Origin of the sequence: Litoribacter ruber, assembly GCF_018449405.1 — a bacterium.
Classification (GTDB): Bacteria; Bacteroidota; Bacteroidia; order Cytophagales; family Cyclobacteriaceae; genus Litoribacter; species Litoribacter ruber.
In genome coordinates, this window is sequence record NZ_JAHCMY010000007.1 from 1 (window position 1) to 15,414 (window position 15,414).

Below are 15,414 nucleotides of genomic sequence, written 5' to 3' on the forward strand. Positions count from 1 at the left end.
GTTCCATCCTCCTCCAAAGCAAATTGCCAGCTTCCTGATTCCGACCCAGTAAGAAATACGGTGGCATTATTGATTGGATTAATGGACTGCTCTGAATACACGGTTACCGTCCTGCCCAACTTCAAGGTCGACTTCCCTTCCAATTCCACATATCCTTCGGCAACTAAAAACCCAAAATCCTGGGTGATTATCTCAGGTTCATAAAACTCCCGGCAAGAAGCCAGAAGAAGAACTATTATTGATAGATACTTGGATACAAAAATTCTAGAGACCAGTCTATTCATGTTTTTAAAACTTAAAATTATATGTCACAAATGGAATAGGCTGTGCAAAAATGGATAGCTGATAGCCTTGCAATACACTGTTTACCGGGACAAAATAAGCTGAGTAAGGATTACTTCTTCCCAACACATTGTAAATCCCCAATGACCAGGAAGAATGGGCCAGCTTTTTACTTTTATGATTTCCTTCGATATTCACCGAAAAATCTACTCGGAAATAATCGGGTATGCGGTGGGCATTCCTGTCTGAGAAGAAAATCCTTTCCGCCCCTTGGTAGCTGAACTTGGCTATTGGTAAGGTAATGGGCCTTCCAGTGCTGTAGTTTGCATTTATAGACGGTGAAACTCTCTTGGTCAATTCATAAGTTAAAAACAAAAGCGCATCATGGGGCTGATCAAAATTATTTGCGTACCAATTTCCATTATTGATTTTCTGGCCAATCTCATCTGGAGCCGAACGAATCAATGATCGTGAATACGTATAGCTCAACCAGCCATTCAGCCTACCCACATCCTTTTTTATCATAAATTCCATCCCATAAGCTTTCCCTTCTGATCGGATCACGTCCCGCTCTATGTTGTCATTCAAAATCAGGCTTGCTCCGCTTCGGTAATCAAGCAAATTTTCCATGGTTCGGTAATATACTTCCGTGGATACTTCCAGCGTGTTTTTCTTAAGATTTTTGAAAAGCCCCAAAGTCACCTGCTGTCCCAATTGAGGCCTGAGATGGGGATCACTTAACTTCCAAGTATCGGTGGGAGAAATGGCGGCAGTGTTGGTCACCATATGGAGATGCTGACGCGAATTATTAAATCCTGCTTTTAAGGAAGTGGAATTATTCAAAATGTACCTACCGAAAACCCTGAATTCAGGACCATGGTAATTTTGGGCAATCTGCCCTCCTTCAAAAACCTCGGTACCTGTCTGGGTTTCCGCGGTTTTGAGGACTCCCTCTGGATATAAGTTTACAGTAGTGGGCCCCAAAAACTGATACATAACATACCTAACCCCCAAGTCAACTGAAAGCCTATTGTTGACCTCCCACTTATCTCCAAAGAATAAGGCTGTTTCCAACGCTCTTTCTCTGCTCACATCCGATCTGGCAATGGTGGATTCCTCTGTGCCAGGCCTGATAAATCCCGGTTCCAAGTCAAAATGTACTGCCCCTATTCCGAAAGTAAATTGGTGGGAGTCGGAAAGCCTATAATCAAATTTCCCCTTAGCGTGAATTTGTCCTAAGTTAAACCCAAAATCAAATGCGTTTTCAGGCATTAAGTTACTTTCAATACCAAATGAGTACAGGTCCTGACCAATCACAAAGTCTCCTGTAAAGTCCTCATTAAATCTGTGGGTCCAGCCTACATTAAAATTCTGGTTGCTGTATGAAAATGTAGTATCCCTCTCAAACCTAAAGCTGTCTCCACTTTGGTAGGCATTTAGGCGAAGAGAATTTTTCGAATCTATCTCATGCTGAATACTTAAGTTGGCGTCATAAAAAGAAGCCCGACCATTATTGAATCCCGATCCTTCCTCCAAGAAGCCCAACAGCCAGTCAGAATATGTGGCCCTGATGCCCGCGGCAAAAGTCGTTTTGGATGAAACAGGCCCATCAATAGAAAAACGGCTAGTCAGCAACCCAATCCCCCCACTACCCTGAATTTTCTCTTGGTTTCCATACTTGCCTTTCACTTCGAGCACCGAAGATAGACGGCCGCCATATTCCATGGGGGCTCCGGCCTTATACAGCTCCACACCTTCCACCAAATCAGAATTAAAAGCCGAGAAAATCCCGAACATATGTGCTGGGTTAAAGATGGTGGCGTCATTGTACATAATCAGGTTTTGATCTGCAGCTCCACCCCGAACATTGAACCCCACACTGGCCTCTCCTACTGTTTTCACACCTGGCGTGGACAGAATTGCTCGGATTACATCTACTTCACCTAATACTGCGGGAAGCTTTTTGATGGTATTTATATCAAGTTCGACTGAACCCATATTTACCTGGCTGATGTTTTTGGGTTGCTCGGACGTGACCACTACCTCACCTAGTGACAGGTAATCTTCCTCCAGATAAATGTTTAAAGTCCCGGGTCCTAGAATATTTACATGCCTTTGGACTACAGGAAGTCCAAACCTTTGCAACCGGATATGCTGTAATCCACGCGGTAGAGCCAGGGTGTAATAGCCATTTTCATCCGTCATGGTCACCTTGCCAGTCACCGGCTCCACCACACTCATACCCTGAACTGCTTCATTTTTTCCTTCCAGCAAAACTCTACCTTCAATCTTCACATCCCCCGCTCCTGAGGCCCGTTGTCCTACTGTCCATATCCTGTTTTCAGCATAATCACCCCTGCTATCCACCTCTTCAGCTCTTGGGCTTAAGGTATCGGCGACAGGACTCAAGGTATCTTTGGAAACTGCCAAGGCAGGAAATCTCACCCGCATGGCTTTACCTTGGGTGATGAAAATTCTTTTTTGGGAATCAATGGCAAATTTGAAGTCAGTATCCTGAAAAACACTTCTAAGCAACTGCTCTACAGTGTGCTCATCAGCTACCAGACTCACCTTGATTTGGGCTAGCTGCTCTTGGTCATAATAAAAAACATAGGAGGTTTCTCTTTCAATTTTATCCACAAACCTGTCAAAGGAATACCCGAAAAATGTCCCTGAAATTCGATCTTGATCAATTTTTTGGGCAGAAAGGAGCTTTGGAAAAATTAAAACAAATAGAAGGAAAAGTAATTTTTGTTTCATTAAACAACAAGTAAGCAATCGAAACCAACTAAAATAACGGTATCAATTTATTACTTTCTTTTTAAAAACAAAACAAATAATAACTAATTCAACCTAATCATTTAACATGATCTCTATTTTTCTCAATAGGCTTAAAAAAAAATATAACTATTCCAAGAAAAGTTACGGAAAGCCCCATCGGAATTCCAGCGTTTTCGATGTTTCCGAGCTCCTACGGCCCATTTTCTAGTCAATTTTCGGAAATATCCGTAACTGATCCGTAAGTGATCCGTAGGTGATCCGTAGGTGATCCGTAACTGATACGGGGGAGGCACGGGGGAATAGTTTATGGATTGAGGTTAATAGGTTATTTTGAGAGAATTAGTCTGGCAGTTTCTTCAGAGGCATTTCTCCCTCCTATTCGATCCTTCACTAGCGTATACCCGTCCAAAATCTCCGCTTTTCTCGGAATCGATGCCAATATGGCATTCAGTTCATTACTCACCTGGTCAACATTCATATCGCCCTGGATCAGCTCCTTTACAACTTCTTTTTCAGCTATAAGGTTTACCAATGAAATATATGGGACTTTAATGAGCCTTTTGGCTATGGCGTAGCTAATGTTGCTGGTTTTATACACCACTACTTGAGGCACGCGGAAGAGCGCCGTTTCCAGGGTTGCTGTTCCGGAAGTGACCACTGCGGCGGTGGCGTGATGCAGCAGGTCGTAGGTTTGGTCAAAAACTATTTTGACTCCTAAATCCAAGGCCGGTTGGTAAACCCCACCATCTAGATTTTTCACCCCTGCGATCACAAATTGGGCATTGGGAAACTTGGGGATCACGCCCATCATGGTGGAAAGCATATTTGTCACTTCCTGCTTACGGCTGCCGGGCAGCAAGGCTATGATGGGCTGATAGTTGAGCTGGTTTTTCTGGTGAAAAAAGTCATGGGGTTTAAACTTCTTGATTTCATCAAAAAGCGGGTTTCCCACATAATGCACACTCATATCAAATTTGCTGAAAAACTCCTGCTCAAAAGGCAGTATGGTATAGATTCGATCTGTATATTTCTTAAGCTTCAGTGCCCTTTTTTGATTCCAGGCCCACACTTTAGGAGGAATATAGTAATGTACAAGTATGTTGTTCTCCTTGGCAAATTTTGCAATCCGCATGTTGAACCCACCAAAGTCCACCAATATCAAAGCATCAGGCTTGAACTCGAGGAGGTCTTTTTTGATCAGATTGAGGTATTTGAAAACTTTCCGGAATCCCAGCACCACTTCCACAAAGCCCATCAGAGCCATTTCTTTATAATGCGCACTTAACTCCACTCCCTCCCGGGCAGCATAATCCCCTGCCATACCCCTGAACTCAGAGGCCGGATCAAGTTTTTTTATTTCGTGGATCAAATTTGCCGCGTGCAAATCCCCCGACCGTTCCCCGGCAATTAAATAATACCTCAAAACCACAATTAATTATTTACTTAATGAATCAATAATAAACCGCAAAGATAAGAAGTAGCGCAAAGCCATATTGTTAAAGGAGACACCTCACATTCCATTTGCAACTCTTTTGATTCCGTCCTTGAGCCAGGGCACATTAAAATTGATTAGCAGTCCAAGTTTCAAGTTACTTAATTTTAAATATGTTAACACCTGCGCCAGATGAATTTCCTCAAAGGCTTTAATACTTTTCAGTTCCAATATAAGTTTATCTTCAATTAGTAGATCAATCCTATATCCGCAGTCAATTTTTATGCCCTCAAAAATGACAGGCATAGTTTTTTTCTTTTTCAACTTTAAACCCAGCTTGAGTTATTTTATAAAAAAGGCATTCTTGATAGGTGCTCTCAGCAAACCTGGCCCTAAAGATTTATGTACTTCAATAGCCAGTCCTATAATCTTATTTGAGAGGAGGTTTTCATCCATGAATGAATCCATATTAAATTAAAAAAAATCAAAAAAATGATAAATCAATTTACAATTTTACCGCTATAAAAAATAGACCCTCAGAATAAAAACTTTGCGAAACTTAAAAATCTTTGCGGTTAAATATTTCATCCCCCTCTGCGCCTCTGCGGTTATTTTTTTTTCAAAACTTACTCACCGAAATACTCCACAAAATTCCTCGGCGTTTCATACAACGTCAACTTATACAACCCCCCATGCGGGGTAATTTGGTGGACTTTGGGTTCGAGGATTTTCCAGAATTCCATGATGAGGTTTTCGCAGCTGGCCATCTTGCCGGCCATGAAATCCACATCCATGTTGAGGTTTTTGTGGTCCACCTTATCGATGACATGTTCTCGGATCACATTGCTGAGTTGCTTTAGGTCAACCACAAATCCGGTATCGGCATCGGGTTTGCCCTTCACCGTCACGATCAACTCAAAGTTATGTCCATGCCAATTGATGTTGGCGCAAGGTCCAAAAACTTCCTTGTTTTTCTGCTCGCTCCAATTGGGGTTCCACAGCTTGTGAGCTGCATTGAAATGTTCCTTCCTACAAACGTAAATCATACTCCTTCTAATTGAAGGTGCAAATTTAGTAAAAAGAATTTATCTATTCCTTTTGCCCATTTTTAATGTAGAAAGATAGGCGGATTTTTAACGATAATATGGTGAACCGGTTTGCTCAAAGATCTTCCGGAAGCTGTTCCCGGTCAAAGCGCTAAATCCTGCTATCAAAAAACCAAGCAGACCGGTAGCCAAAACCAAAATAATTGGGTTCTCAAGTCCCATTATCTGGCCTATTTTGGCTGGAAGTTCGGACTCGGTCTGCAGGGTTACCCACATGGGCACCGCAATCCAAACCAAACCAACGCCCAAGCCACTAGCGGCAAATGCCACAATCCTCTTCCCTCCTACTAGGGCTGCCATTAAGGCAATAGCAATCATCAACCCATAAAATGGCAGAAATGGACCCAAAATCAGCGCTAGCACTACTGAAAATACAAAGAGTAATAAAAATTTCATCAGTTCTAAATCAAAATTATAAATTTCTTAGCCATTCCTTTGCGCCCTCGCGCCTTTGTGGCCTCATTCACATCAGTTCTGCTTCAAAGTTACTGTGTATAAAAGATCCCGTTCTTCGCTTTGAGGACGAAGGGAAACATCCAGGTACTCACCCCTAGCCCATTTGCCTATCAAGTTGGTGTAATACCGGCTGCCAGGATTCCCCGATTGACCTCCGGGATAGATCCCAAAAGCATTGGGCTGCTCACCCATTTCCACCACCATCCTCCAAGATGCCCCGTGGCGCTCACTCGTGGCATTGAGTATGCCTCGGCCTCCTCCGGTGCTCACATTCTCCACACTAAAGGACCTGAAGTTAGGCACCAAGTGCTGGATGGTCGTCCGCTTGTAATTGCCCCAAGTGAGCTCATCCTCTCTGGACTTCCACTCTTCATAATCCTGCAACATGGCCTCAAAACTCTCCCTGACCAGTTCACGGGCGGTCTCCACTACTGCAGAATTGGGTTTGTCGAAAACCTCGTGGTCAGGGGAGTTTGTCAGTAACTTAGTGGTTTGGTATTTATTGGGAATTACGATCGGCACCTGTGGCTTTCTCCACTTGCCCCATACTTTCTCTTCCAGATTCTTCCACCACATTTCAAAAATAGGTGGCGCAGTCAATTCAGGATGGGTGTGAAAACTCCAACTCTGCAAATCCTGCACAATCCTCCGCACATTGCCATCTTCCAAAATCAAGGTATCTTCCAGCAAATAGTCCAACATCAACGGTAAAGCCTCTGAGGCGTGCAAATAGAAATTGTCAAATTGAAGATCCATCATATCCTCCACCGTGATCTTGGACATCTCTGACAGCCTGCTGTTGAGCCTGCGGTTTCGGAAATGTTCGAAGCTGTCATCAAATACAAAGTAAGGGTAGGAAGGATCTACCGAATGTTGGTTGGCCGAGCTCACAAATCCACGTGAAGGGTTTTTGGTGGCTGGGTTTTGTTCGGATGGAATAAAGTCATGCCACTCATAAATAGGGTCACTCCCGTCCATAAGATACTTTCCTTGCTGATCCCATTTCAAAGGGAAGCTACCCTGAACTTTCAGCGCGATGTCACCCGTTTTGCTGGCAAATACAAAGTTTTGTGCCGGAGCAACAAATGTCTCCAAAGCGGCTAAATAATCCTCGTGGTTTTTGGCTCTATTGAGGTTTAAGAAGGTGCTTTGCTCGTTGGAACCCAAGTGGGCTGTCCATTTGAGTGCGAAGTTTTTCAGCTGGCTCTCTCCGCGGAAGCTTGGATCGTACACCACAGGACCGTAATGCGTATACACCACCGAGTCAATAAAAGATGATTCCCCTTTGATCTTGATTTCTTCCAACCGGAGGCTGCTGTTGATCCATTGATCGTTATATAGGTATTCGGTACGGTCCTCATTTCTGAAATTTATACTATACCAATCTCTTACATCCCGGGTGGCGTTGGTCACACCCCAGGCAATATTTTCATTAAATCCTGAAATCACCCCCAAGGCACCTGGCAGAGAGGCGCCCTTCACCGAATACTCCGGCGTGGACAATTGAATGATATACCATAAAGATGGCAAATTTAGATTTAGGTGGGGATCATTGGCAAGGATCGGATGTCCGTTTTGGGTTTTTGATCCGGCCACAGCCCAATTGTTGGATCCCACGCCCTCTTCAGGCGCTGGCATGGGGTCAATCAAGATTTCTTCATCGGGGTATATTATATTGTCCGGTCTATTTATTGGCATAGGTGTAAAATCCCATCTTCGATTAGGCTCGATTACCGGGTCATTATCCTCCGGAAAGTCAGGATAAAGTTCTGCCATCAGCTCTTCTCCTATGAGCTTGCGTAGGTTGGTGTATTCCAAATCCTTATCTCCCACCAGCATATCCGCCATATATTTAAGAAATAAGGCAGTTTTGTAGACAGTCCAAGGCTCGGGTCTATAATTGAGGATCTTGTACTCAACAGGCAAATTTCGATAAGAAAGGCTATTGATGTATTGATTTACCCCATCAGCATAGGCTTCCATTAGGCTGAAAGTTTCAGGATCAGTTTCCCTGATGTATTGCAGGCCTTCCTCGGCACCAAAGCCCAGCCCTTTTCTCCGCTGCATCCTGTCAAAATCCAGGGCTGCACTGCCCACAATTTCAGATACCCTTCCTGCAGCAGCCATGGTCTGAAACTCCATTTGCCAAAGGCGATGCTGGGCCGTTACAAAACCTTGAGCCCTGAAGAGGTCCTCTTCATTTTGGGCAAAAATGTGCGGGATTAGATTGGTATCGTACTTTATCTCTACTTGGGCAGAAAGCCCGGCAATTTTAAATTCATTGTCTTTGCTATAATCCTCGGAATAAGTATTCTGCCACACTCCGTGGTAGGGATCTAAAAGTCTGCCCAGGGGCGGTGTCTGCCCGATACTGATGGCCAAAGCCACGGCCAAAACCAGGGTGATGATCAGTGAAATTAAAAAAGCTATGTATTTCATTAAATAGTGTTTACGATGTTTGGGTGACGGATGTCGGAAGACTGATGTCCGATGTCGGATGTCGGATGACCGATGTCTTCACGCCTTATTTTACCTGTTTTTGTTTCAAAGAAGTCCTTTTTTTCGGTCCACTTTGTGCTACCTCATTAAAACTTTGTGACCTTCGTGACCATTTTTCATCCTATATTGGATGCAGGAACCAATTTAAGGTATTAAATGATAATTTCAATAAGGAGCGTGCAAAAATGAAAAAAGAGGCCGAAGCCTCTTTGGTTTAACTTACCTTGATTGGAAGTCTCAGCTTTTCCCATCTGATGACAATTCCCGGTTCCTCTACCTTGATGACAAGCTGCTCCTGGGAGTCATCCTCCCACTGGGGACTTACCTGTACCCGCAACACGTCATTTTCTTCCTTATACTGGAAGTGGCCGTGCTCCAAATCCCATTCAGAATTAAAAATCACTGTCCATGGGCCCTGTTGCTTAGGGATGGTAAAAATAGAATACTTGCCAGCTGGAAGGCTTTTACCCTCCACTTGAACCTCTTCTTTGAATTCAACATGCGTGGCTTCGTTGGCACCCGTACGCCACACCTCATCATACGGGGCGATATCTCCCCAGATCGTTCTGTTTTTCACAGACGGAGCACCATATTGCACGCGGATCTCCCGGTTGTTCACCGTACCCTCGGCCGTTCTCAATGGACTGGCTCTTTCTTCCCTTCTATCTTCCACAATCTCCTCTTCACCATCCCTTTCGGTCTCATTGCTTCTCTCCCCGCAACTTACTACAAGGCTGGAGCCCAAGAGCATTAAGGCAATAAACAGAATGTTAGATTTTTTCATAGTTATACTGTATTAGTTTGAATAGTATTCCCGGGATTTTATTCCAAATAGTCCCGAAACTTAGTAAATATAGCCATAACTTCTAAATTATTATATAGCCTTGGAATAATTGGTAAATGAAAGACTGAAGCCCATTGCTATCGTAAAGTGTACCTATCACTTTTAACTCCATCTTTGCGTCCCTCAGCGACCTTTGCGGTGAAAATTAAATCTTGTGCCCACTGCACCTCTTCGGCTTCTCAATAACTGCTTACTTCACACCCCTCACATCAAAAATGGTTTGTTTTTTGAACACATACCCTTGATTTTGATTATTAAAGTGTGGTACTACATTCTATTTTCACCCAGATTAAGAACCATGCCCAAAATTTGCTCGAACCTAAAACCTATTTAAGACTAGTTTTATGGACAAACACACCTATGGCAGTGGCCTGATCGGAAACTGCGCCTATTTAGCCCATATCGAAAAAAACACCAATATCAGCTGGCTATGCTTTCCCCGATTTGATAGCGATTTTGTATTCGGCTCCATGCTGGATAAGGAAAAAGGTGGCGAATTCAGCATCCTTCCCGAATCGGAAGAATACTCTTCCGAACAACGATACCGAGAAAATACCAATATATTAGAAACAACCATTTCATACAACGGTGAACATGCCTATAAGGTGACTGACTTTGCTCCGCGATTCAGAAACTATGGACGCTACTACAAACCCCTGATGGTAGTAAGAAAAGTGGAAAGGGTAAGAGGCGAACCAAAAGTAAAAATCAAATGTCAGCCCAGGGCCGAACACGGAAAAAAGAAACTCGTTCCCACCCTCGGGAGCAACCATATCCGCTATATGGGCGTGGAACAGGAGATCAGGCTGACCACCAATGCCTCTCTCAATTATGTGGTTGAGGAAAAAAGCTTCATGCTCCAGCGTCCAATCTATCTGGTTTTTACCTATGGAAGACCCTTGGAAGCCCCAATTGAGGTTACCGCTGAAGATTTTCTCCAGTCCACCACCGCCTATTGGAGGGAATGGCTGAAATCTACCAGCATCACAAATTTTCACCAAGACTACGTCCTTCGCTCCTTGTTGATTCTTAAAATCCATCAGTTTGAGGACACGGGGGCTATTATTGCTGCCTCCACCACGAGTCTTCCCGAATCGCCAGGCAGTACCCGAAACTGGGATTACCGCTATTGCTGGATTAGGGACAGTTATTATACCTTAAATGCCTTCAACAATATCGGCCACTTTGAGGAGCTTGAAAAATACTTTGAATACATCCAAAACCTGGCTACCAACTCCAACGGCAGGTATCAACCCCTGTATTCGGTAACCGGGGAAGCCAAACTCACAGAGATCATCCATGACCTGGAAGGCTATAAAGGAAACCAGCCTGTAAGATTCGGAAATCAGGCTTACACCCACATTCAAAACGATTTATATGGGCAAGTCCTAGTTAGTTTGCTGCCGCTTTATGCTGACAAACGGTTTATTGAATCAGAGAAAAGCCACTCCAGGCCGATGATCAAAACCCTCCTTGACCGCATCGATGAGACCATGGATGAGCCGGATGCTGGGCTGTGGGAATTCAGAAACCTCAAGCAGGAGCACTGCTATACCTTTCTCTTCCACTGGGCCGGGGCAAGTGCGGGAATCAAAATTGCCAACAGACTGGAGGATGTGAGTTTGAGAAAGCAAGCTGAATCACTTCGTGACAGGGCCATCAAAAAAATAGAGTCTTGCTATGTCCCTGAACTAAAGGCCTACGCCCAGGCGGTGGGTGTAAAGCATATGGATGCCAGTACGCTCAAGATGATTAACATGGGTTATTTTGGCAATGACATAGAAAGGGCTAATAACCATCTTAAGCAATTGGAAAAAGAGCTTTTGGCAAAGGACTTCCTCTTTTATCGATACAAGCATGAGGACGACTTCGGCAAGCCTGAGACCACCTTCCTGATCTGCGCTTTCTGGTACATCGAGGCCCTGGCTTGTGTAAATAGGCTGGACGAAGCCATCGAAGGATTTGAGACGTTAATTAAATATTGCAACCACCTCAAACTCTTCTCCGAGGATGTGGACCAAAAAAGCGGTTCCCAATGGGGCAACTTCCCCCAGGCCTACAGCCACGTGGGACTGATGAACGCTGCCTACCGTATAGGCATCAAGCTTGATAGGCCGAGCTTTTTGTGAAAAAGACGGGAGACGGGAGACGGGAGACCGAAAAGTAGTTACCAAACAATAAATAACCGCAGAGGCGCAGCGGGCACAGAGAAAATTTTTCTCTGTGCCCGCTGCGCCTCTGGCGGTTTACAATTCCCTGTTACGGACTAATCCTACTTAACACTCTTTCCAAGCATTTCATATTTCTCCGCGATGAGGGAACTCTGAGAAACTCTATTAGAACTCAGCGGAACTCTGTGTCCCTTTTCTTTCCCCAAAGGGTTCTTCCGTCTCCTTAAAAAAGCCTCTTCAACAAATCCCTCACCTGACTGGATGATTTGATGTTATAATTAGCCTTGGTATAGTTATACCCCACGCGTATCGTGTAGGCATTTTTGGGCATTGCTTTGAAAGTATCCTCATCAGTCCAGTCATCGCCAATGGCCAGGATGAAGTCATAATCCTTATCCTTCATAAAAGCCATAGCGGCCCGGCCCTTGTTGATATCGGGACGCTTGATTTCAAGCACCATGTTGCCCTCCAGCACCTGTAGATTGTGGCCACTTGCCATGTATTTGAGGTGACTGAAAAGTTCACGCATCCTCAATACGCCCAGGCCACTTTCCACTTTGCGGTAATGCCAAACCAAAGAATGATGTTTTTCTTCGATAAAGGCACCTGGTGTCCTTTGCACATAATAATCCATCACGCTTCGGATATCCTCTTTCCAGGAATTATCGACATCGGAAAACACATCCCACTCTACCTCCGTATTTCGGTTTTTCACCCAAACGCCATGCTCTGCAATCATGTCCACATCAAGTCCCTCAAACCACCTGCCCAAAGTATCCTTATCCCGGCCGCTGATGATCACCACTTGCGCATTTTTTGAGAGCTTTTCTATAATCTCTTTCAATTCGCTATCCGGATAAGCATCTTGTGGTTTGTTTTTAAACCCAACCAAAGTCCCGTCATAATCCAAAAACAGTATAGGTTTCTTTGAACTTTTGAAGTATCCGATCAATTCCTGGATAGTCTCTTCATCCATTTCTTTGGACTGAAACTCCTCCTGCTTATCTTTTACAACTTTCAGCCTGTCCATAAACACTTTTACCCATTTGTGGATATCGTAGCGTTTGATGGTTTCCTGCATGGATACCAGACGCGTTTTCTGTTCTTCTTCCGACATGTTCAAGGCCATGTGCAGTGCCTCGGTCACTTTGTCCATATTATTGGGATTGACCAAAATGGCATCCTGAAGCTCCTTGCTGGCACCTGCCATCTCGGAAAGGATAAGCACCCCCTGCTGGTCGGTTTTGCTGGCCACAAATTCCTTGCAGACCAGGTTCATACCATCCCTTAATGGGGTCACCAACCCAATATTAGACATCTTATAGAAGGCACTGAGCTCCTCAAACGGAAAGGCCCTATAGAAATAATGAACTGGCACCCAGTTAAGGGTACTATAGGCACTGTTAATCCGGCCCACCAGCGTGTCAATTTCTTCTTTCAGTTCACGGTATTCTTTCACGGTGTCCCTGGAGGGCACCACCACCATGATAAGAGAAACCTTTTCCTTATACTCTGGATAAAGCTTAAATAGCTGATCAAATGCCTTGAGGCGCTGGGGAATCCCTTTGGAATAATCGAGCCTGTCAATGGATAAAAGCAATTTTTGGCTTCCCAACTGTTTCTTGAATTTTTCTACGACAGCCATGGTAGTTTCGCTGTCAGCTGATTCAGAGTACTTCGTGTAATCTATGCCCATAGGGAATGCATCCACGTTGATCAGCCTGTTTTCTGCTTGAATGTAACCACTTTCATTGGAAAGCCCGAGGATTCTCCCCACAGAGCTCAGAAAGTGACGCATGTCGTCGTAGGTATGAAAACCAATCAGGTCAGCCCCACACATTCCTTCCAGGATGGGCCTTCTCCAAGGAAGCATCCGGATGATCTCGTAGGAAGGAAATGGAATATGCTGGAAAAAGGCAATAGTAGCATTGGGTAGCTTGTCCCTCAGCATTTTTGGCAACAAGAGTAATTGATAATCATGCACCCAGATGGTGTCATCCGGATCGGCTTTTTTCAAAATGGCCTCACAAAACTTTTCATTGACCCGCACATATGCTTCCCAGAAGCGGCGCTCATAGGCAATGTATTGGGTGAAGTAGTGAAAGGCAGGCCAAAGGGTTTCATTGCTGAATCCTTCATAGAACTCCTCTATATCCTCTTGGGTAAGAAATACGGGGGCCATTTTATGCTCATGAAGTTCCAGGAAAATCTCGGCACGCTGCTCGGGATCCTCCACATAATTTCCGGGCCAGCCGATCCAAATGTTATCCGCCTCTTCAAATATGGATCCCAGCCCTGTGGCCAAGCCGCCGGCACTGGTCTTAAAATCGGGTTTCCCATCCTTATAATCCAGGCTGATGGGCAGCCTATTTGAAACAATTATTGTTTTTCCCATGCTGACAAAATGTAGGTTTGATAGAAATCACAAAATAAACTCCGAATGGAGGGGGTTGTTTTGGGGATACTGCTTATTAGATGAAGTTAAGAAAAATATTGGAAAGAAAACCAGAGTCTCTCCCGTCTTCCGTCTCCGGTCTTCTGTCTTCCGTCTCAAAAAAAAAAGGTATAGAAAACTTCTATACCCTTTATAACCTTGCAAAAACACAAGTTTACAACCTAGTTGTAATTGCCTTTATCATTTCTCATCATTTAGGAAATTAACTACCACACGAAGGTGGTCAGGGTCTTTTAGGTTGAGTCCAGAATTCTTTTGGATTTCCTTTACCCGATCGTAATCATCCCCAAATACTTCCTTCAATTGCTTGTTGCGGTTGCTCAGCTGTTTTACCTCCTCATCTTTGACTATGTAGTGTGATACCCTATCAGAGAAGGCCTTTTTGGCTGCAGCGCCATACGTTGCATTTGGATCATCTACTATCACCTTATGCTTGAACTCGATAAGCTTGTACTCATCTCCTTCGGCAAGCACTTTTGTAAAGGCTTTGTCTTTTAGGTGGGGAATGACATACTCGGATGTGTAGTAGGTATTTCTACCGTTTTCATTTACAATAAACCCTCTAATATCTTTTGCTCCATAAGAAAACACCTCACCTTGCTTAAGATATTCTAATCTATGGTCGTGAGCATTAAGCCTTACCTGCATGTTTTGGGCAGAATCTTTTTTACTATGGATGATGATGCCTTCGGCAAAATCATGGAAAAAATGGTCGCCATTAATGCCTGTGAAGGCATCCTTCATTACCGGAGCACCTGAGGCCATATCGTTGTAGACTCTCAGTTGGGCAAAACTCAAATTACCTACTAAACACAATAATAAACCTAAAAGAATCTTTTTCATAAACAGGACTTTAAAAAAGGCCGGCAAAGAATGCCGACCTTTATATTTAACATATACTTAGATTATTCAGCCGGTGGAGCAGGCTGAGAGATTCTAATCTGAACTCTCTTGTAGTTTTCGCTAGCCTCGATAGTCGCGTTTCCTTCAAGCTCCAAAAGAAGATCAACTACCTCAGTACCTGCACCGGTATCCAAGATCTCAACCTGCAATTCGCCGAAGCTTGAATTAGCAGGGATTACGAAAGAACCAGATGCGTTGTAATGAGTACCAGCTACTGCGGTAGTTCCCTCACTTACTACGGTATACGTGATGGTTTCATCATTTGTTCTCTGCTCAGCTACAAGGTTAACCTGTAGACTCACTGTTCCGACTGTATTGGATACAGCCATTCTAGGGTAAGTAACTCCAGAAGCAGGTGCGTTAACCACCGCATATTGGAATTCTACCTCTGACCCTCTCCAGATGGCATATTCCTGCTCTATACAAGAACCTAGAAGCACTACCAACAGGAGGGAAAATATAGAAACTAATTTTTTCATATTCTT

Annotated in this window: 11 protein-coding genes and 1 pseudogene; 1 reads left to right on the plus strand and 11 read right to left on the minus strand. The window is 44.0% G+C overall.

The annotated features are described in order from the left end of the window. From KI659_RS12610 to KI659_RS12645, 8 genes and pseudogenes are all read right to left on the minus strand, one after another. Nucleotides 1-284: pseudogene (locus KI659_RS12610) on the minus strand (DUF4249 family protein); the annotation flags it as partial. A 4-nt stretch (nucleotides 285-288) separates the two neighbouring features. Beyond that, a complete protein-coding gene (locus KI659_RS12615; protein WP_213945721.1) occupies nucleotides 289-3,042 on the minus strand; it encodes a TonB-dependent receptor in 2,754 nt (917 codons plus the stop codon). A 346-nt stretch (nucleotides 3,043-3,388) separates the two neighbouring features. Next, on the minus strand, nucleotides 3,389-4,486 hold the full coding sequence (gene lpxB / locus KI659_RS12620) for a lipid-A-disaccharide synthase (RefSeq protein ID WP_213945722.1): 1,098 nt from the start codon (nucleotides 4,484-4,486) through the stop codon (nucleotides 3,389-3,391). Nucleotides 4,487-4,573: 87 nt separating this feature from the next. Beyond that, on the minus strand, nucleotides 4,574-4,819 hold the full coding sequence (locus KI659_RS12625; RefSeq protein WP_317195973.1) for a GxxExxY protein: 246 nt from the start codon (nucleotides 4,817-4,819) through the stop codon (nucleotides 4,574-4,576). A gap of 302 nt (nucleotides 4,820-5,121) precedes the next feature. Continuing rightward, a complete protein-coding gene (locus tag KI659_RS12630; RefSeq protein ID WP_213945723.1) occupies nucleotides 5,122-5,541 on the minus strand; it encodes a 6-pyruvoyl trahydropterin synthase family protein in 420 nt (139 codons plus the stop codon). 87 nt (nucleotides 5,542-5,628) lie between these two features. Next, nucleotides 5,629-5,997, minus strand: coding sequence for a hypothetical protein (locus KI659_RS12635; protein WP_213945724.1), 369 nt, complete (start codon nucleotides 5,995-5,997; stop codon nucleotides 5,629-5,631). A 72-nt stretch (nucleotides 5,998-6,069) separates the two neighbouring features. Then, the gene (locus KI659_RS12640; protein ID WP_213945725.1) at nucleotides 6,070-8,496 is read right to left on the minus strand and encodes a penicillin acylase family protein; all 2,427 of its coding nucleotides are present in this window, start codon (nucleotides 8,494-8,496) and stop codon (nucleotides 6,070-6,072) included. 274 nt (nucleotides 8,497-8,770) lie between these two features. Further along, nucleotides 8,771-9,340, minus strand: coding sequence for a DUF2911 domain-containing protein (locus tag KI659_RS12645; RefSeq protein WP_213945726.1), 570 nt, complete (start codon nucleotides 9,338-9,340; stop codon nucleotides 8,771-8,773). 404 nt (nucleotides 9,341-9,744) lie between these two features. Here KI659_RS12645 and KI659_RS12650 point away from each other — a divergent pair, with 404 nt between their 5' ends. Beyond that, complete coding sequence (locus tag KI659_RS12650; protein WP_213945727.1) at nucleotides 9,745-11,529, plus strand: glycoside hydrolase family 15 protein; 1,785 nt, start codon at nucleotides 9,745-9,747, stop codon at nucleotides 11,527-11,529. A gap of 265 nt (nucleotides 11,530-11,794) precedes the next feature. Here KI659_RS12650 and KI659_RS12655 read toward each other — a convergent pair whose 3' ends face one another. The 3 genes from KI659_RS12655 to KI659_RS12665 all read right to left on the minus strand — a co-directional run bounded on the left by KI659_RS12655 (nucleotide 11,795) and on the right by KI659_RS12665 (nucleotide 15,408). Beyond that, nucleotides 11,795-13,966, minus strand: a complete 2,172-nt coding sequence (locus tag KI659_RS12655; protein WP_213945728.1) for a bifunctional alpha,alpha-trehalose-phosphate synthase (UDP-forming)/trehalose-phosphatase — start codon at nucleotides 13,964-13,966, stop codon at nucleotides 11,795-11,797. Nucleotides 13,967-14,206: 240 nt separating this feature from the next. Continuing rightward, nucleotides 14,207-14,869: a hypothetical protein gene (locus KI659_RS12660; RefSeq protein WP_213945729.1), complete on the minus strand. Its 663-nt coding sequence runs from the start codon at nucleotides 14,867-14,869 to the stop codon at nucleotides 14,207-14,209. 62 nt (nucleotides 14,870-14,931) lie between these two features. Beyond that, nucleotides 14,932-15,408, minus strand: coding sequence for a DUF4843 domain-containing protein (locus KI659_RS12665; RefSeq protein WP_213945730.1), 477 nt, complete (start codon nucleotides 15,406-15,408; stop codon nucleotides 14,932-14,934). Nucleotides 15,409-15,414 lie beyond the last annotated feature (6 nt).

Coding starts and splice junctions, on each gene's coding strand:
- KI659_RS12615 (WP_213945721.1), bottom strand. CDS start 3,042: ATGAAACAAAAATTACTTTTCCTTCTATTTGTTTTAATTTTTCCAAAG.
- KI659_RS12630 (WP_213945723.1), bottom strand. CDS start 5,541: ATGATTTACGTTTGTAGGAAGGAACATTTCAATGCAGCTCACAAGCTG.
- KI659_RS12635 (WP_213945724.1), bottom strand. CDS start 5,997: ATGAAATTTTTATTACTCTTTGTATTTTCAGTAGTGCTAGCGCTGATT.
- KI659_RS12640 (WP_213945725.1), bottom strand. CDS start 8,496: ATGAAATACATAGCTTTTTTAATTTCACTGATCATCACCCTGGTTTTG.
- KI659_RS12645 (WP_213945726.1), bottom strand. CDS start 9,340: ATGAAAAAATCTAACATTCTGTTTATTGCCTTAATGCTCTTGGGCTCC.
- KI659_RS12650 (WP_213945727.1), top strand. CDS start 9,745: ATGGACAAACACACCTATGGCAGTGGCCTGATCGGAAACTGCGCCTAT.
- KI659_RS12655 (WP_213945728.1), bottom strand. CDS start 13,966: ATGGGAAAAACAATAATTGTTTCAAATAGGCTGCCCATCAGCCTGGAT.
- KI659_RS12660 (WP_213945729.1), bottom strand. CDS start 14,869: ATGAAAAAGATTCTTTTAGGTTTATTATTGTGTTTAGTAGGTAATTTG.
- KI659_RS12665 (WP_213945730.1), bottom strand. CDS start 15,408: ATGAAAAAATTAGTTTCTATATTTTCCCTCCTGTTGGTAGTGCTTCTA.